Here is a 19,246-nt window from a genome sequence, read left to right on the forward strand (position 1 = left end):
TTGATGGATGCAAAAATTGAATCTACCAAACTATAAATTCAGACTCAAAAGTAACGAAAATAAGACGCTTATTTTTGATAATTTGAGAAAAAAATATATGGTATTAACTCCAGAAGAATGGGTTCGTCAGCATTTTGTGCAGTTTTTAATTGATGAAAAAAAATATCCTGTTTCCTTAATTGCATTAGAAAAACAGTTGATTATTAACAATCGAAAAAAAAGAACGGATATTTTGGTCTTTAATAAAGAAGGAAATCATGATATTATTGTAGAATGTAAAGCACCACAAATAAAAATAACTCAAGATACTTTCGACCAAATTGCCCGTTATAATTTAAAACTAAAAGCCAATTATTTAATTGTTACCAATGGTTTAGAGCATTTTTACTGCAAAATGGATTTTGAAAATGAAACCTACGTTTTCTTAAAAGAAATTCCTGATTATATATAGATTTTAGAGATTCAAATTAACTTATTCTTATAAGTTAAAGTGATTTTTAAAATGTAAATTCGCAACCTTGAAAACAGCAATCGTCATATTAAATTGGAATGGGCAAAAACTATTAGAACAGTTTTTACCATCTGTTGTAAATTTTAGTTTAAACGAAGCTGAAGTTTATGTTGCAGACAATGCTTCTACAGATACTTCTATTTCTTATATAAAAGAGTTTTTTCCTACAGTAAACATTGTAGAAAACCTAATTAATGGAGGATATGCAAAAGGTTATAATGATGCATTGCAATCTATTGATGCAGATATTTATTGTTTATTAAATTCGGATATTGAAGTAACTGAAAACTGGCTAAAACCTGTTTTAAATGTTTTTAAGACTGATGAAAAAACAGCTATTATTCAACCTAAATTATTAGATTTTAAAGACAAAAAAAAGTTCGAATATGCTGGTGCTGGTGGTGGATTTGTAGATTTATATGGTTATCCCTATTGCCGTGGAAGACTTTTTAATGAATTAGAAACAGACAAAGGTCAATTTAATGATGTTTCAGAAATTTTTTGGGCTTCTGGTGCTTGTTTATTTGTTCGTTCTAAAGTGTTTCATCAAATAGGTGGTTTTGACGAGGATTATTTTGCGCATCAAGAAGAAATTGATTTATGTTGGAGAACGCAAAATATTGGTTACAAAGTAAAATACGTTGGAACTTCTAAAGTTTATCATGTTGGCGGAGCAACTTTACAAGAAACAAATCCTCATAAAACTTATTTAAACTTTAGAAACAGTTTATTAAATGTAGTAAAAAATGTACCTAAAAAATGGTTTCTATTTGTGGTTTTTTCGCGTTTAATTTTAGATGGAATTGCTGGATTAAAATTTATTGTAGAATTAAGACCAATTCATACTTGGGCAATTTTAAAAGCGCATTTAAGTTTTTATAAAAATTTCTTTAAATTTTTAGGAAAGCGCAGAAAACTTCAGAAAAAACAAGATTACAACTTACATACGAGTATTGTTTGGCAATATTTTGCTTTAGGTAGAAAGAAATTTGAGGATTTAAAATAAATTTAAATTTCATATTAAAGTATATTTAAACTCCCTTTTCCTTCTCTAATTACTTCTGGATAATTATCTGTTAAATCGATAACTGTAGAAGCATAATTGTCTCCAAAACCACCATCAATTACAACATCAACTAATTTATTCCATTTTTCGAAAATTAATTCTGGATCTGTTGTATATTCTAAAATATCATCTTCATCATGTATAGACGTAGACACAATTGGGTTTCCTAAAGCTTTTACTAAACAACGTGCAATATTATTATCTGGAATTCGAATTCCAACTGTTTTTCTTTTTTTGAATGCTTTTGGTAAATTATTACTTCCTGGTAAAATAAAAGTGTATGGTCCTGGTAATGCTCTTTTTAATAGTTTAAAAGTTGGCGAGTCTATTTGTTTTACATAATCTGACAAATGACTCAAATCATTACAAACAAAAGAAAAATTAGCTTTATCTAGCTTTAATCCTTTTATTTTGGCAATCTTTTCGAGCGCTTTTGTATTGGTAATATCGCAACCTAAACCATAAACAGTATCTGTAGGATAGATTACCAATCCACCATTTTGTAATACTTTTACAACTTTATCTATCTCTTTTTGATTGGGATTCTCGTTGTAAATTTTAATGAAATCTGCCATAAGATGCTTTTTACTTTAAAATAATTATATTAAAAATACAAAAACTCAACTTGATAATCAAATTGAGTTTTTATAATTAGGGAAGTTTTTATTTTTTAGGTTTTATCCACCAATCTAAAACCTTCACCATGAATATTTAAAATCTCAACATTCTCATCATCTTTTAAATACTTACGTAATTTTGCAATATATACATCCATACTTCTAGATGTAAAATAGTTATCATCTCTCCATATTTTTGTTAATGCTAATTCTCTTGGCATTAAATCGTTTTTATGAATTGCTAACATACGTAACAATTTACTCTCTTTTGGAGATAATTTAATTGGTTCTCCATCTTCGCCAATAGATAAATGACGTAATTTAGAATTGAAGAAAAAACCACCAACGTTAAACTCAAATTGTTCAGATTCTGCAGTTTTATCTGTTTCTTTACGTTGTAAAATTGCTTTAATTTTGTGTAATAAAACTTCCGAATCGAAAGGTTTATTTAAATAATCATCTGCACCAACAGAATATCCTCTTAAAACATCTTCTTTTAAAGTTTTTGCAGTTAAGAAAATAATTGGCACTTCTTTGTTTGTTACTCTAATGTCTTGCGCAAGAGAAAAACCGTCTTTACGAGGCATCATAACGTCTAAAATACACAAATCATAATCGCTGTTTTTAAACATTATTAAACCTTCTATACCGTCTTTTGCGTGTGTTACATTGTAATCATTTAACGCTAAATAATCTTTTAGAACCGTTCCAAAATTTGGATCGTCTTCAACTAATAAAATTTTTTTACTTCCCATTTTTTTATTTTTATATTAAAGGTAATTTTACTGTAAATATGCTTCCTTTTCCTTTTTCGCTTTCAACAAAAACTGTTCCATGATGTTTCTCTACAATTTCTTTTACATATGCTAAACCTAAACCATGTCCTTTAACATCGTGTATGTTTCCTTTTTGCTCTCTGTAGAACTTGTTAAAAACTTGTTTTTGTACAGCTTTACTCATTCCTATTCCTTCATCTTTTATTTTTAAGATGAAAAACTTATTAGTACTCTCTGTGTAAACATCTATTTTTGGCGGACCAACTGTGTATTTAATTCCGTTTTCTAAAATGTTTACAATAACATTTGTTAAATGAAATTGATTTCCTGGAATTTCTGTTGTAATAGCTTCAAAATGTGTTTCTACACTTCCTTTTTTGTCGTCAATTAATAAACTTACATGCATAATTCCATCTTCTAGAATGTCGTGCATGTCTATGGTTTCCTTACTAATATCTAATTGATTTTTTTCTAATCTAGATATTCTTAATACATTTTCTACTTGAGAATGCATTCTCTTGTTTTCATCTCTTATCATTTGCACATAACGCAATACCTTTTCATTATCATTAATAATTTTAGGATTTTTTATAGAATCTAAAGCCAGATTAATGGTTGCTATTGGCGTTTTAAATTCGTGTGTCATGTTATTAATAAAATCTGTTTTTATTTCTGATATTTTTTTCTGTCTAATTAATTGATACAAAGAACTAGAAAAGGCAACTATAATAATGAAAATGAAGAATAAAGAAAGTAATAAAATACCTGTAATTCCGGATAATATATGCTCATTTTTGGTTGGAAACGTAACATATAATTCATAATCTAATTCTCCGTTAGTATTAAAAAAAAGTGGGTAAGCATAACTATCTTTCTTATTAATTGTATAATAGCCAGATTTTAGTTTTGTTGCTAAACCATCTTTACTATAAACCCCATATTTAAAATCTAAATAAATATTTTTCTTTTCTAACTCCTCTTTTATAATATCACTTAATTCTCTGTTACTAATTCTCTGATAAATTGGTTTTTTACTATTTACATCTCTAAAAAATTCTGAAAATTGAACTTTTTCTATAGAAGTTAATCTTTTTGTAAAAGAAAACCTCTGTTGGTCTGTATTATCAAAAGGATTGTCTACACCTTTTATTAATCTAGATTGAAAAAAGTCTTTTTTCCCAGAAACTCTAGTAAAAATTATACTATCGTTATCTAAAAAGTCTGTAGGCAGTTTAAAATTTTCTTCTAAAATTGTTGCACCAAATGTGAATTTTTGCTTTGTTGTTGTGTCTATTTGCTGAAAAAGATAATTTTTAATTTGGGCATTATCTGCCAAACCTTTATTCTCAATAATACCTTCAATCTGCTTTTCAAATTGAGCTTCTTCTCTATCATTAATTTTTTCGGAAACACTACCCAAAGATTTCTGAACATCATTCTTAAATTGTTCCTTTTTGCTTTCAAGTGCATTGTTAATCCAATAGACTTGTACAGCAATAATTCCCATCAAAGAAATGCTCATTAAAACTACGATAAGAACAAACATTTTTTTGCCCATATATCAAAGTTAATACTTATTAAAATTGAAAAATATTTTTTTAACCTAAATTAACCATTTTTATTAAATTTTAAGACATTTTTAACAACATCACTGAATTTAATTAAATCATATTAGCCTTTTTTGTTAAAATATTATGAATATTATTAGCTTGACTTTTAGTTTTGTCAAGAGAATTATTATAAATAATATAGTTAGATTGAAGTAATTTTTTATCTTCTAACCATTGATTATTTATTCGTTTTAATACTTCTTCTTTTGTTGTATTATCTCGTGAAGTTACGCGTAAAATTCTTTCGTTTAAAGGTACAAAAACAGAAATTATAAGATTGCAAAATAAATTGCTTTTACTTTCGAAAAGAATTGCATTTTCATATAAAATATAATCTTTATTTTTATTTTGAAGAGCGAATTCTTGAAAGTGTTTTTTTACTTCTGGATGAACAATTTTGTTTAAAATAGCTAGTTTATCTTTGTCTTTAAAAACAATTTCTGCTAAAAGAGATCTATTTAACTCATTCTTTAAATAAGCTTTTTCTCCAAATTCATTAATAATTTTAGATTTTATAATACTAGAGGAAACCATTAACTTTTTAGCCTCTATATCTGCAATATAAATAGCAACAGTATCAAATTCTGAAAAAAAATTTGTTACTGTAGTTTTTCCGCTACCAATACCACCTGTTAAACCAACAATCATAGAAAGTTATTTCTGAATTAAAAAATCTATTTTATTAGGAACTATTCTAAAACTCTTTATTAAGTCTGGTTTTCCAACAACTTTCGGAATCAAATAACTTAAGTTATTTTTTTGAGAAACTTTAAAATCACATTCTATTACAAATGAATTTTTATCGATTTTGTTAAAGTTAGATAGGCCAACTATAAAAATCACTTCTACCGTTTTAGAAAGCGTGTTTAGCTCTGTGTCTTCAGGAAGGTTTATAACATTAAAAGGAATATTAAAACTACCTTCTGTAAACTTTTCTACTTTGCCAGAGATAGTAACAGAATCGAAATTTAATTTTATGTTTTTAGAACCTGGTTTAATAATTGCTACTTTCTCTGTAAAATTAGATTTTACATCACTTAACTTTAATGCCTTTAAATTGATAGATTTTATCTTATCTATTTGAGATTCTGGCCCAGTTATAATGACGCTATCTGGTTCAATTTTAATAGGTTCTAAAATATCGTAACCAATATGATATTTAATATCTAAATTAGGTGATAAAGGTATTTTTTTCGATGTTAAACTACCTAAATTTAGATATATGGTATCTAGTAAAATTTCTTGTAATTCTACTTGAGATAAAAGTTGTTTTTGAATGGTACTTTTTTGGTTCCCTGTTAAGAAATAATACTTTTTAGAAGATTTTTTAGATAAATTACTTGCATCTAACGCTATTTGTTTTTTATTAAATTTAGATCTAATAATTTTAAATCCAGTGGCTTTTACCAAAACATCTAACTCTTTAATTGGTGCTACTTGTAACAATTTATCTTGTGGCAAATTTTTATAAACTACAGGAAAAGTAATAGTAGTTACATATTCTTTAGACAGCGTTATTAAAAACCAAATTAGTGTAGAAACTAATAAAAAACCAATAAATTTCTTTGATGTTCTTTTTACTTTTTTCAATTTTTATTTCTTAATTTAATGCAATCTACATAAAAGGGTTCAAAAAAAAAAGTGAGCATCATCTAAATAGAGAATGCCCACTTTTTAATTTATTATTAAGTTTCTTAACTTTTAGCAGGTGCTAAATATTTTTTACTTAATTCCATAGAAATTGCAGAACGTTCAAATTTAATTTTACCAGCTCCAGTTTCTATAGTTATTGTATTATCTGCAGAATTAATTTCTACAATTTTACCATGAATACCACTAGTAGTAACCACTTTTGCTCCTTTTTTAATTTCTGCCTGAAAAGATTTTTCTTTTTTCTGACGATTCATTTGTGGTCTTATCATAAAAAAATATAAGACTAAAATCATTGCTAAAAAAGGCAACATACTCATTAAACTACTAGCATCTCCTTGTAAGAATATTGTTTGAAACATTTATTATTTTGCTTTTGGCGTTACAGAACCTTTTAATGTAAGAACTTCTCTCCCAGATTCTGTATTGGTAGATAAGGTAATTGTTTTCATTTGTCTGTTTGGTTTACCAGAAGTATTAAATTTTACTTGAATATCTCCTGTTTCTCCTGGTTTAATTGGTGCTTTAGGCCAAACAGGTACTGTACAACCACATGAAGGTTGTGCGTTTGTAATTACTAAATCTGTTTTACCAGAGTTGGTAACTTTAAAAACGGTTTCAACAATATCTCCTTCGTTTACAGTACCAAAATCATATTCATTAGAATCAAAAGAAATAGATGCTGTTCCTTTTTTAATTTCTAAATCTCTAGTTTTTGCATTGTCTAAATTTGCTTTGTTAATTTTTGTAGATGCATTTCCATTATCTTTACAAGAAGTAAATACAACAGCCGAAATTAAAAAAGCGAATAATAAAGTTATTTTTTTCATGATAATTATAAATTTTGGTAAAAATAATAAATTAATTAACGAAAACAATAGATTAAAGTAATCCTCTACCTATTTTAACAATTCTTTTATTTTGAATAAACTCTTTAGAAATTTTATCTAAAACTCCATTTATAAAATAACTGCTTTTTTCTGTAGAGTAATCTTTAGAAACCTCTATGTATTCATTAATAGTAACTCTTGTTGGTATAGATGGAAAATTAAGGAATTCTGTCATAGCCATTTTTATTAAAATCATGTCTATGTCTGCAATTCTGTCTGTTTCCCAATTTGGTGTCTTTTCAGTTATATCTTTTTCATATTCGGCGTTTTTAAGAACCGTTTTTTTGAATAATTCAGACACAAATTCTTCATCATCTTTATCTTTATACAAGTTGCCTAATACAAAAATTGATGTTTCTTTCTGTTTGCTTAAAGATTTAACAACCCACGTATTTACAAACGGAATATCATCTGCCCAAGAAATCATTGTATCTTCATAATATTCACCTAATTTTTCATTAGGAGCAACAATTTCTTTGAAAAAATCTATTACAAAAATTTTATCTACTTTGTAAGAATCTTCTTTATTGTCTAAATATTTTTTATATAAATCGCTTTTTTGCAATTCATCTAAAATAATTTTTACGTATTCTGAATCTTCATCCCAATTTCTTAAATTGTTTAACTCAACATACCCCTCAATGCTTACACTTTCTGCAATAAGGTTTATTAGTCTATTGTTTAAAAATTTGGTATTGGGTCTTAATTCTTCTTCTGTAGCAAGAATTTTCTTTTTAGAAAGTGCTATTTTTTTTGCTGATAATTTTTGAACTTCTACCAACAATTGTAGGTTTAAAACATACAAATCGAACATTTTTAAAATACTATGTTTTAAAAACTTTTCTTCTCTAATAATATCATCATTATGAGATTGCAACATTGCGTATACAGATTGCATTACTTTAACTCGAATATGTCTTCTGTTAATCATTCTAAAGAACTTATTTTTTTAAATAGCGTGTAGATTTTTTTCTAACACGTTGCAAAAATAGTATTATTTTATTTTTATTCTCTAATGATTTTTAATTCTTTTTTAGGAATGTTCTTTTTACGAATGAGTTCTATTTTTCAATTCTAATTTTAGCATTAAAACATGTATCTTCGTACTCGCAAAAAAATATTTTTCATTGAAAGAATTAAGATACATAAATAAATACTTTTCTAAATATAAATGGCGAATTATAGCTGGGTTGTTAATTACAGTTTTGTCTAAAATTTTAGCACTTAAAGTTCCACAAATTATAAGAAATTCTCTGAATGTAGTTGAAGATTACCAAAACGGAATTGTAACAAATTTAGAGGAAGTAAAACATCAGCTTTTAATAAATGTTTTACTTATTATTGGTGTTGCATTGGTTGCAGGTTTTTTTACTTTTTTAATGAGACAAACTATTATTGTTACTTCTAGGTTGATTGAATTCGATTTAAAAAACGAAATTTATCAGCAATACCAAAGATTATCACTTAATTTTTATAAAAAAAACAGAACAGGAGATTTAATGAATAGAATCTCGGAAGATGTTTCTAAAGTTAGAATGTATGTAGGACCAGCAATAATGTATAGTATGAACATTATTGTTCTTTTTGCTGTTGGTTTTACGCAAATGATTAGTGTAGATGTTAAATTAACAATGTACACGCTTATTCCTTTTCCGTTATTGTCTATTTGTATATTTATATTGAGTAAAGTTATTCATAAGAGAAGTACCATTGTTCAGCAATATTTATCTAAACTAACCACTTTTAATCAAGAATTTTTCTCTGGAATTAATGTGGTAAAATCTTACGGAATAGAAGCTTCAATTATAAAAGATTTCGATGAAATTGCCGATAAAAGCAAGGACAAAAACATTCATTTACACCAAGCCAATGCATTATTTTTTCCGTTAATGATTTTATTAATTGGAATTAGTAATTTACTTGTAGTTTACATTGGTGGTCAACAATATATTAATGGCGAAATTCAAATAGGAACCATTATAGAATTTATGCTGTATGTAAATATTCTTACTTGGCCAGTTGCTGTAGTTGGCTGGGTAACTTCTATGGTGCAACAAGCAGAAGCTTCTCAATTAAGAATTAATGAGTTTTTACAACAAGTACCAGAAATTCAAAATACTAATAATCAACCAACAGAATTAGAAGGGAATGTTACTTTTAAAGACGTTACTTTTACTTATGATGATACAAATATTACCGCTTTAAAAAACATTAATTTTTCTGTAAAAGCAGGAGAAACAATGGCAATTTTAGGGAATACAGGTTCAGGAAAATCTACTATAATAGAACTAATTTCCAGATTATATGACACAAAAGAAGGAACTATTTTTCTAGACAATATACCAATAAAAGAAGCTAATTTAAATGATGTTAGAAATCAGATTGGTTTTGTTCCACAAGATCCTTTTTTATTTTCTGATACTATTGGTAACAATATAAAATTTGGTAAAGAAGATGCAACTGAAGAAGAAATTATAAGTGCAGCAAAAAATGCGGTTGTACATGATAATATTATTGATTTTGCTAACGGTTACCAAACCATATTAGGTGAGCGTGGTGTGACACTTTCTGGCGGACAAAAACAGCGTGTTTCTATTGCTAGAGCAATTATAAAGAATCCTAAAATATTAATTTTTGATGATTGTTTGTCTGCTGTAGATACTGAAACCGAAGAAAAAATCTTATCTAATTTAGAAAAAGTATCTAAAAACAAGACTACCTTTATTATTAGTCATAGAGTTTCATCTGCTAAAAATGCCGATAAAATTATTGTTTTAGATGATGGTAAAATCATACAACAAGGAACTCACAATCAGTTAATAACAGAAAACGGATATTACAAAGATTTATACGATCAGCAACTTTTAGAAAAAGAAATTTAATCTTTAACATTGCTACGTAAAATATTTTGTTAGATTTGTTATGTACAAACAAACAATTTATAACTACTATTTTAAAAAATTATGGCAGAGAGAGTTGAACAGGAAGAAATTTTTTCACAGGTATTAAGAGCTGGAAGAAGAACCTATTTTTTTGATGTAAGAGCTACAAAAGCAGACGATTATTATTTAACTGTTACAGAAAGTAAAAAGTTTACACATGATGATGGTACTTTTCATTATCAAAAACATAAAATTTATTTATACAAAGAAGATTTTACCGATTTTCATGAAATGCTAAAAAAAGCTACAGATTATATTATTACTGAAAAAGGTGATGAAGTAATTAGTGAGCGTCATCAAAAAGATTTTAAGAAAGAAGAAAATACTGAAGAAACTCCGTCTACGGATAATTTTACAGACGTTTCTTTCGACGATATTTAAACAGTCGTAGAACTGTTTTTTTTTTTCAGCTTATTTATGGGTAATAGTTTACACTACATTTAAGTTGATGCAAACAATTTTTCAATTCAAATTCAATTTTACACTAATTTAAAAAACCGCAAATTTACTATTTGCGGTTTTTTTTATTAATAATTTCAAATAGAATTAGTTTATAAAACTCGTTTCATTGTTTTACTTTTGGAAACAGTTTCCTCCCATTCTTTTTTAGCAATACTATCTTTTGTAATTCCACCACCAACATAAATAGATGCAACATTACCCTCTATTTTCATGCAACGTAAGTTCACAAATAAATTTGAGTTTATACTTTTTGTATTTGAGTTTTTAATATTTAATTCTCCTAAAAAACCCGTATAAAATTCTCTATTATAACTTTCGTTTTTATTAATAAAACCTGTAGCAATTTCTCTAGGCAAACCACAAACTGCAGGGGTTGGATGTAAAGCTCTAATTAGAGTTTTTAAATTAGCGTTCTTGTTTAAAACACCAATAACTTTAGTTCTTAAATGCAGCAAATTTCCAGCCTTAATAGTTTCAGTTTTGTCTATTTTTAAATCTGTTGCAATTCCGTTTAATTGATTTTTAATAAAATCTGTAACTAATTGCTGTTCTTCTAATTCCTTACTTTTCCAAACTATATTTTCTGTTTCGTTTGCAACTTGAGTGCCTGCTAAAGACATCGTTTTAAAAGCAGTACTTTCTATTTGCAATAACGTTTCTGGAGTTGCACCAAACCACAACCCAACTTTTGGATGAAACCAAACATAAACAAACGCATTCGCATAAGTTTGAAGCAATTTTAGATAGATTTCTAAAACATCAAAAGAAGCTATTTCAACTAATTCTTTTCTTGAAATAACAACTTTCTGTAATTCATTTTCAGAAATTAAATCAATTGCTTTTTCAACAATTTTAATATGTTTTTCTTTAGATGATTCATCAGAATAAAAATCATTTTTTAATGCTAATTCAGAAATGGAATTTAATTTTTCAGTTATATAATCTGCTTTATCTGCTTGAAATAAAATTGCCTTTTCTTCAATATTAAAAGGCGCAAAAATAAAACCAGATTCAGTAAACTTTGTTGCGTAAGAAATTGAATCATCCTTCATAAAAAAACCAGAAACATCATTAGCATTTGGTTTTCTGTAAACTACAAAAGGAAGTTTTTTATCGTAAGAATGAGATATTTTATCAAAAATTAAATTCAATGCTACTATTTTTATAATGTAAGAAAAGAATTATCTTCTTTCTAAAACAATGTTTGTCATTTTTGCTACAGAAATTAAATTGTCATCTTCATCTACAATTGTAACTTCCCACAAATGCGTAGTTCTGCCTTTATGAATATTTTTTGCGGTTGCAAAAACAGTTCCTTCTCGCTTACTTTTTATATGGTTTATAGATAATTGTATTCCGTTTATAAACTGGGTTTTACTATCAATAAAAAAGTTAGAAGCTGCACTTCCTACACTTTCTGCCAAAGCTGCAGTTGCTCCACCATGCAATTGCCCATAAGGTTGATGAACTCTTGAGTTTACAGGCATTTTTGCCGTTAAAAAGTCTGCTCCTACACCAACATATTCAATATCAAGTGTTTCCATTAATGTGTCTTTAGAACGCTCATTAAATGCTTTTAAAATAGCAATTGTATCCATGTCTTTTTAATTTCTATGGTAAAAGTACGTATAAAATTTTGTATTTTTGCAGTCGAAAATTGAAACCATTTCATGTACAAAATACGCGTAATTTTAGACACCAAAGAAGATATTATTAGAACTATTTTAATTAATGATAATATTAATTTAGAAAACCTACATTCCATAATTGCAAAATCTTTTGGTTTTAAAGGACAAGAAATGGCCTCTTTTTATAGAACTGATGAGGAATGGAACCAAGGTGAAGAAATTCCTTTATTTAATATGGCTGAAGCTGGTGAAGGAGTTTCGATGCAAACTTGTATCTTAAACGAAACGTTACCAGAAGAAAACGATAAACTAATTTATGTCTACGATTTTTTAAATATGTGGACTTTCTATGTAGATGTTGTAGAAATTTCTTCTGAAATGAAAAACGATTTACCACAAACTATACTTTCTGTTGGTGAAATCCCAGAAGAAGCTCCAGAAAAAGAATTTGTTGCCAACAAATTAGATAGCGATTTTGATGAAGATGAAGATGATTTTGATCCTTTTGATGATTTCGATTATAATGAATACTAATATTTGTGTAATTTATCACTCAAATTTAACATACTTTAATCTGCTTATCCAAAATTCATAGTTTGCTCTCATTACAGTTCAACAATTACACACTTTTCAAGTAACAATTTTGTAAGTTAGTCGTCTAATTTCTATAATCGACTAAAACTATTTCTTTGGAAACTATCTTATCACTTAAAAATCTCGATAAAAAATATGGACAAGTTCATGCAGTAAACAATCTTTCTTTTGATATTCAAAAAGGAAACGTTTACGGAATTTTAGGTCCAAATGGAAGTGGAAAATCTACCACTTTAGGTATTATTTTAAATGTTGTTAATAAAACTTCTGGTGAGTTTTCTTGGTTTAATGGAGATTTATCTACACATGAAGCTTTAAAAAAAGTAGGTGCAATTATAGAACGTCCTAACTTTTATCCTTACATGACAGCAACTCAAAATTTAAAATTAATTTGTAAGATAAAAGGTATTTCTTCAGAAAAAATAGATGAAAAACTAAAGGCTGTAAATCTTTTTGATAGAAAAAACAGCAAGTTTAAAACGTTCTCATTAGGAATGAAACAGCGTTTGGCAATTGCTTCTGCATTGTTAAATGATCCTGAAATTTTAATTTTAGATGAACCAACAAATGGATTAGATCCACAAGGAATTCATGAAATTAGACAAATTATAAAAGATATTGCTTCAAACGGTACTACAATCTTACTAGCTTCTCATCTTTTAGACGAAGTAGAAAAAGTATGTTCTCATGTAGTTGTAATTAGAAACGGTATAAAGTTATATAGTGGTAGAGTTGATGAAATGACAGCTTCTAAAGGTTTATTCGAGTTAAAAGTTAATGAAAATGAAGAAGAATTAATTGTAGTTTTAGAAAACCATCCTGCAATTAGTAAAATTTCTAAAGACCATGAAACTATTATTGCTACTTTAAATAGCGAAATTTCGTCAACAGAAATCAATAAATTTTTGTTTGAAAAAGGTTTTATCTTATCGCATTTGGTAAAACGTAAGCCAAGTTTAGAACAACAATTTCTAGATTTAACAAAGAATAAATAATTCAACCAAAAACACAAAACGTCATGTTAAGACTTTTAACCATAGAATTTCATAAATTAAAACACAATACAGCTAGTAAAGTGTTGTCTATTATATATTTCGGCTTATTAACTTCTATCGCATTAATTGCAGCCATAAAATTCGAATTTGGCGATTTTAAATTGCATTTTGCAGAAATGGGAATTTTCAATTTTCCATACATCTGGCACTTTAATACGTATGTTGCATCAATTTTTAAATTCTTTTTACTGTTAGTTATTGTCTCTATGATGGCTAATGAATACAGTTACAAAACATTAAAACAAAATTTAATTGATGGTTTAAGCAAAAAAGAATTTATATTATCTAAATTTTATGCAGTCATTGCTTTTGCCTTGGCATCTACCGTATTTGTTTTTATCGTTTCTTTAGTTCTTGGTTTATTTTATTCAGATTATAACGAATTAGCTATCATAACATCAGATTTAGAATATATTTTAGCATTTTTCATAAAATTAGTTGGTTTTTTCTCTTTCGGATTATTTTTAGGAATCCTAGTAAAACGTTCTGCTTTTGCAGTTGGTGCCATGTTTATATGGTTTATTTTCGAATGGATAATTTACGGTGTTTTAGGTTGGAAATTTGTTTCTTGGGACACTGCACAATCTATTAAGAACTTTTTACCATTAGAATCTATGATGAACCTAATTAAAGAACCAGGTTCTAGATTAGGTCCTGTAAAGTCTGCAGCAAGTGCCATGGGAGAAACTTTTACTAAAAGCTATGCTGTAGAGTTTTCTACAATTTTAATAGTTATCGCTTGGACTTTTATCTTTATTTATTTGTCTTATGCACTGTTAAAAAAGAGGGATTTGTAATACTTTTTAAATATATTTGACGTTTAGTTCACAAATAACGTCAAATGAAGAAATTAATACCTTTTATACTCCTATTTTTTGCATTAAATGTATTTTCACAAAAAGAAGCCAACTTTTGGTATTTTGGTAATGGAGCTGCTTTAGATTTTAATTCAGGAACACCTGTTCCAGTTACAGGAAGCCTACTAAATACTACAGAAGGTTGTTCTTCTTTTGCAGATGCTAATGGAGACTTACTATTTTATGTTGGTGCACCAAGCCCTAGTACAGCAAATTTAACAATTTGGGATAGAAACAATACTCCAATGACAAATGGTGTTGGCTTAAATGGTGATGCTTCAAGTTCTCAATCTGCTTTAACTGTTCCCGCTCCAGGAAAACCTAATATATATTACCTTTTTACTGTTGGTGCACAGTCTAGTGGAAATGCCGGTTTTTGGTATTACACGATAGATATGACTGCAAATGGGGGGTTAGGAGATATTGTTGATGGTCCAGTCGTTTTAGGAAATGCAGCCGATCATTCTAATTGGACTGAAAAAGTAACAGCAGTTAAGGGAGATGAATGTGACACTTTTTGGGTTATTTCATCTATAGGTAACGAGTTTTATGCTTACAAAGTAGATGATACTGGTGTATTAGTTAGTTCTCCTCAAATAAGTACAATCAATGGATATGATGCAAGTGATGCAAGAGGTTATCTAAAAGTATCTCCGGATGGAACAAAATTAGTAGCGGCAAATATGGGTGCTGGTACTTTTCTTTTTAATTTTAATGATGTAACTGGTGAAGTAACAAATTTTAATAACTCCGCAACTCCAAATCGTTTAGATACAAGTGGTAATAATGGTTATGGAGTTGAATTTTCTGCTTCAAGTAGGAGATTATATATTTCAACTGGTAATTTTGGTGGAGATACAGAAAACTTATACCAATTCGATTTAACTCAAGCACAATTTACAGATATAAACACGAACAGATTTACTGTTCATAGTTACTTCAATACTAGAGGGGCTCTTCAATTAGGGCCAGATTCTAAAATTTATTGGACAAGTGACAATTCTAATAATATTAGTGTTATTAATAATCCTGAAGAATTAGGTGCAGCTGTAGATTACTCTCATCAAAGTATTAATCTTGGTACTGGAGCTTCAGCAACACAAGGGTTACCTCCCTTTTTATCTTCATTACTACTACCTCTTAAGTTAACAGATTCTTCAACTAATGAGGAAATTACTAATCAGGATTTACAATTCTGTGTGGGAGAAAGTAAAACTATTATTCCTGAAGCGGTTACAGGTACTAACATAACTTATGAATGGGAGTTTGATAACGGTACAACAAAGTCTATTATTGCAAATACTGGTGATTTAGTACTTAATAATCTCCAAAAAACTGACAGTGGTAAATATACACTAACAATAAAATTAACTGATGACTGTGGTAAAATAACTCAATTTATTGGTACTTTTAATGTAGAGGTTTTTGATGCAGCAAGAGCAAAAGCTGCTCCAGATGCAATTAACTTCTGTGATACAGATGATACTACTCCAAATAATTTTGATTTAGCTACATTAAAAAACACAGAAATTTTAGATGGTTTAGACGCAACAGTGTTTAATGTTTTATATTTTGATACAATGGCAAAAGCTACAGCAAATGTTGCTGGTTCAGACTTACCAAACCCATATCAAGTAAACACAGCAAGTTCTCAAACTATTTATGCACGTGTACAAAATATAAGTGCTCCTAATGCATGTTTTGCACTTACAAATTTTATTTTAGAAGTTACTAATGAACCTGAACCTGTACAGCCTTCTGTATACAGATTATGTGATGATACTGGAAGCGGAAGTGACATAGATGGTATCAGTAGTTTTAGATTAAGTACAAAAGATGCAGAAATTTTAGGTACGTTAAGTGCTACACAATATTCAGTTTCTTACCATACACTTTTAGCAGATGCACAAACTAGTAGCACTACAAATGCTATTGACAAAACTGTAGATTATGCTGTAACAAATTCGCAAAGAATTTATGTGAGAGTAGAAAATATAGACAATACAAATTGTAATGCAATTTCTAACGATACTGCTGGAAGCTCTTTTATGTCTTTTGAATTAATTGTAGATCCTTTACCTATTGTAAATGACCCTGCAGAATTAATTCAATGTCATAATGATCCAAGTTTAAGTACAACAGTTAATTTAAGATTGGCAAGACCAAATATTTCTAATAATTCTGCAAACGAAACTTTTGAATATTATAGAACTTTGGCAGATGCAAATGCAGGAACTCCACAAATTACAGGTTCAGATGTAGAAATGTATCCTGTTACAGGAACAGGTGAAGCTTGGGTTAGAGTTATCTCTGACCAAAACTGCTATCGAGTTTCTAAAATTGATATTACTGTTAATTTTAGCGCAGATTTACTGTATAATAAAACTTATGAAGAATGTGATGATCTATTAGATGCTGACGGAAATAATACCCTTGCAAATTCTGATACCGATGGAATTACTTATTTCGATTTTAGCGATTCTGAAGATGAGATAAAAGCATTTTTCCCTATAACTTCTCAACCAGATTTAGATGTTTTCTTTTATGAAACAGAAAGTGATAGAACTGCCTCTATTAATGCAATTCCTGACATTACAAGACATAGAAATAATAGTGATCCTTCATTTGCAAACAACCAAACTATTTATGCTAAAATTGTAAATAGTACAAATAATGGATGTTCTGGTACAGCACAATTTACATTACAAGTTAACGCAGTTCCATTAGCAAATCCTGTTGCTGATTTAGAACTATGTGATGATGCCCTTTCTGGAAACACAACAGATGGAGAAAACATCAACATTAACTTAAGAGATAATGTACCAACAATTTTGGGTACAACACAAACTGAAGCAGATTATATTGTAACATTTCACACCTCTCAAAACGATGCAGATGATGTTACAACCACAGGAATTACAAACGATACCAACTTTAGAAACACTGCTCAAGCTGGCTTTACTGCTGGAGATATTAGCGAACAAACTATTTTTGTGCGTGTATTAGATAGAAACGCTAATCCACAATGTAAAAACACAGCAATTTCTTTTAAAATAATTGTAAACCCTATTCCAGAGGTTTCTAACACAATTACACCTCTTGCTGTTTGTGATGTGGCAACTCCTACTGATAGTGATCCTAGAAATAGAATTGCACAAAGCATAGATTTAACTTCTAAAAATATTGAAATCTTAAACGGAAGAACAAATCATAGAGTTGCTTATTATGCTACTCAACAACATGCTGTAGATGGAACTCCTGAAATTACAAATCCTAGTAATTTTCAAAACGATCCTTCGCAAACTGCTTTTCCTTCTGATTTTAACACAGATGATCCAGGAATACAAACCATTTTCTTTGCGGTTGTAGATCAAGGTGGTAACATGTGTAGATCTGTTTTTTCTACTTATCAATTATTAATTTATCCTGAACCTAATATCCCTATTAATATCTCTGACTATACAGATTGTGACAACACAACTGACACAGAAATGGATGATACCAATGGTAGAAATGGAGATATTTCATTAAAAAATAAAATACCAGAAATTCTTGCAAACTATCAACCTGCAGAATTCCCTGATTTCGATGTTACTTTTTACACCTCTTTAGCTGAAGCTGAATCTGGTGATAAGACATTAGCTTTAGACGAAGATAAATTTGAAAACTCCATAAACAATCAAACCATTTATGTACGTGTAGAAAACACAAAAAACACACCAGTTGTCTGTGTGCACACTCGTTTATCATTCAACATAAATATTATTCCTTTACCTGAATTTACGGTAACTGGAGAAGATCCAGACAATCCTCAAATTCTTTGTTTAAACTACACAACACCTCATATTTTAGAAGCTGAAAACCCTGCAAGTGGTTATGATTATGAATGGACAGATAAAAATGGAACTGTTTTAGGAACTGATCAAACTCAAATTGTAGATAAAGGCGGAGAATACACTGTAAAAGCCACAAATACTACAACTACTTGTAGCAGAAGCAGAACTATTTATGTAAAAGAATCGGAAAAAGCGACTTTGTTAGAAGAATATGTAACTATTATTGACGAATCTAACAATATTGGTTCTCAAGATAATATTTCAATTTTTATTGATACTATAAAAAATTCTTTAGGAAAAGGAGATTATCAATTTGCCGTTAGAAATGATGATAATGGAGAGAGAATTCCGTTTGCTGGTTTTCAAGACGAACCTTTATTTGAAAATCTAGAAGGTGGTGTTTACACAATTATTGTAAATGATAAAAATGGTTGTATTGCAGATGAAACTCTTCAGATTTCTGTAATTCAATTTCCAAAATTCTTTACTCCAAATGGTGATGGAAAAAATGATACTTGGGTAGTAAAAGGTGCTAATAAAGATTTTTACCCGAATGCGAGTATCAATATCTTTGATAGGTATGGAAAATTAGTGGCACAAATTCCTATAGACAGTCAAGGTTGGAACGGAACTTATAATGGAAAAGTACTTTCTTCTGATGATTATTGGTATAATGTACAGCTAATTCCTGCAGACCCAACAAAACAACAAGTACTTAAAAAAGGACATTTCTCACTGTTAAGGAAATAGAA

Annotated in this window: 18 protein-coding genes; 8 read left to right on the forward strand and 10 right to left on the reverse strand. The window is 28.6% G+C overall.

Features of this window, described 5'->3' with window-relative positions; all coding sequences use genetic code 11:
- Positions 1-7 precede the first annotated feature (7 nt).
- Complete coding sequence (locus H9W90_RS05805) at positions 8-451, forward strand: type I restriction enzyme HsdR N-terminal domain-containing protein (protein ID WP_187483508.1); 444 nt, start codon at positions 8-10, stop codon at positions 449-451.
- A gap of 67 nt (positions 452-518) precedes the next feature.
- Positions 519-1,517 carry a glycosyltransferase family 2 protein gene (locus H9W90_RS05810; RefSeq protein ID WP_187483509.1) on the forward strand — a complete coding sequence of 333 codons (999 nt, stop codon included), beginning with the start codon at positions 519-521 and terminating at the stop codon, positions 1,515-1,517.
- Positions 1,518-1,531: 14 nt separating this feature from the next.
- On the opposite strand, the gene H9W90_RS05815 is transcribed toward H9W90_RS05810, so the two are convergent.
- The 8 genes from H9W90_RS05815 to nusB form a co-directional block, all read right to left on the reverse strand.
- Positions 1,532-2,152, reverse strand: a complete 621-nt coding sequence (locus tag H9W90_RS05815) for an L-threonylcarbamoyladenylate synthase (protein WP_187483510.1) — start codon at positions 2,150-2,152, stop codon at positions 1,532-1,534.
- A 95-nt stretch (positions 2,153-2,247) separates the two neighbouring features.
- Positions 2,248-2,949 carry a response regulator transcription factor gene (locus tag H9W90_RS05820; RefSeq protein ID WP_187483511.1) on the reverse strand — a complete coding sequence of 234 codons (702 nt, stop codon included), beginning with the start codon at positions 2,947-2,949 and terminating at the stop codon, positions 2,248-2,250.
- A gap of 10 nt (positions 2,950-2,959) precedes the next feature.
- Entirely contained in the window at positions 2,960-4,528 is a 1,569-nt protein-coding gene (locus tag H9W90_RS05825) for a sensor histidine kinase (protein ID WP_187483512.1), read from the reverse strand.
- 103 nt (positions 4,529-4,631) lie between these two features.
- The gene (gene coaE, locus H9W90_RS05830) at positions 4,632-5,228 is read right to left on the reverse strand and encodes a dephospho-CoA kinase (RefSeq protein ID WP_187483513.1); all 597 of its coding nucleotides are present in this window, start codon (positions 5,226-5,228) and stop codon (positions 4,632-4,634) included.
- 6 nt (positions 5,229-5,234) lie between these two features.
- Positions 5,235-6,170 (reverse strand): CdaR family protein, encoded by a 936-nt coding sequence (locus H9W90_RS05835; RefSeq protein ID WP_187483514.1) that lies wholly within the window; start codon positions 6,168-6,170, stop codon positions 5,235-5,237.
- Positions 6,171-6,274: 104 nt separating this feature from the next.
- The gene (gene yajC, locus H9W90_RS05840; protein WP_187483515.1) at positions 6,275-6,592 is read right to left on the reverse strand and encodes a preprotein translocase subunit YajC; all 318 of its coding nucleotides are present in this window, start codon (positions 6,590-6,592) and stop codon (positions 6,275-6,277) included.
- Between the two features lie 3 nt (positions 6,593-6,595).
- Positions 6,596-7,060: a DUF1573 domain-containing protein gene (locus H9W90_RS05845; RefSeq protein WP_187483516.1), complete on the reverse strand. Its 465-nt coding sequence runs from the start codon at positions 7,058-7,060 to the stop codon at positions 6,596-6,598.
- Positions 7,061-7,112: 52 nt separating this feature from the next.
- Positions 7,113-8,051, reverse strand: a complete 939-nt coding sequence (gene nusB, locus H9W90_RS05850; RefSeq protein ID WP_187483517.1) for a transcription antitermination factor NusB — start codon at positions 8,049-8,051, stop codon at positions 7,113-7,115.
- Between the two features lie 196 nt (positions 8,052-8,247).
- On the opposite strand from nusB, the gene H9W90_RS05855 reads away from it, so the two are divergent.
- A complete protein-coding gene (locus H9W90_RS05855) occupies positions 8,248-10,002 on the forward strand; it encodes an ABC transporter ATP-binding protein (protein WP_187483518.1) in 1,755 nt (584 codons plus the stop codon).
- Positions 10,003-10,083: 81 nt separating this feature from the next.
- Entirely contained in the window at positions 10,084-10,443 is a 360-nt protein-coding gene (locus H9W90_RS05860) for a PUR family DNA/RNA-binding protein (RefSeq protein ID WP_187483519.1), read from the forward strand.
- Positions 10,444-10,613: 170 nt separating this feature from the next.
- On the opposite strand, the gene H9W90_RS05865 is transcribed toward H9W90_RS05860, so the two are convergent.
- Both H9W90_RS05865 and H9W90_RS05870 read right to left on the reverse strand, forming a co-directional pair.
- On the reverse strand, positions 10,614-11,675 hold the full coding sequence (locus H9W90_RS05865) for an isochorismate synthase (RefSeq protein ID WP_254712531.1): 1,062 nt from the start codon (positions 11,673-11,675) through the stop codon (positions 10,614-10,616).
- Positions 11,676-11,705: 30 nt separating this feature from the next.
- Positions 11,706-12,122 (reverse strand): PaaI family thioesterase, encoded by a 417-nt coding sequence (locus tag H9W90_RS05870; protein ID WP_187483520.1) that lies wholly within the window; start codon positions 12,120-12,122, stop codon positions 11,706-11,708.
- A gap of 72 nt (positions 12,123-12,194) precedes the next feature.
- Between H9W90_RS05870 and H9W90_RS05875 the strand changes: the two genes are divergently transcribed.
- From H9W90_RS05875 to H9W90_RS05890, 4 genes are all read left to right on the forward strand, one after another.
- Positions 12,195-12,686, forward strand: coding sequence for an IS1096 element passenger TnpR family protein (locus H9W90_RS05875; RefSeq protein ID WP_187483521.1), 492 nt, complete (start codon positions 12,195-12,197; stop codon positions 12,684-12,686).
- Positions 12,687-12,841: 155 nt separating this feature from the next.
- On the forward strand, positions 12,842-13,741 hold the full coding sequence (locus tag H9W90_RS05880; RefSeq protein ID WP_187483522.1) for an ABC transporter ATP-binding protein: 900 nt from the start codon (positions 12,842-12,844) through the stop codon (positions 13,739-13,741).
- Between the two features lie 23 nt (positions 13,742-13,764).
- Positions 13,765-14,598, forward strand: coding sequence for an ABC transporter permease (locus tag H9W90_RS05885; RefSeq protein WP_187483523.1), 834 nt, complete (start codon positions 13,765-13,767; stop codon positions 14,596-14,598).
- Between the two features lie 44 nt (positions 14,599-14,642).
- Positions 14,643-19,244, forward strand: a complete 4,602-nt coding sequence (locus tag H9W90_RS05890) for an FIDD domain-containing protein (RefSeq protein ID WP_187483524.1) — start codon at positions 14,643-14,645, stop codon at positions 19,242-19,244.
- Positions 19,245-19,246 lie beyond the last annotated feature (2 nt).

It is taken from the genome of Polaribacter pectinis (assembly GCF_014352875.1).
Lineage (GTDB): Bacteria > Bacteroidota > Bacteroidia > Flavobacteriales > Flavobacteriaceae > Polaribacter > Polaribacter pectinis.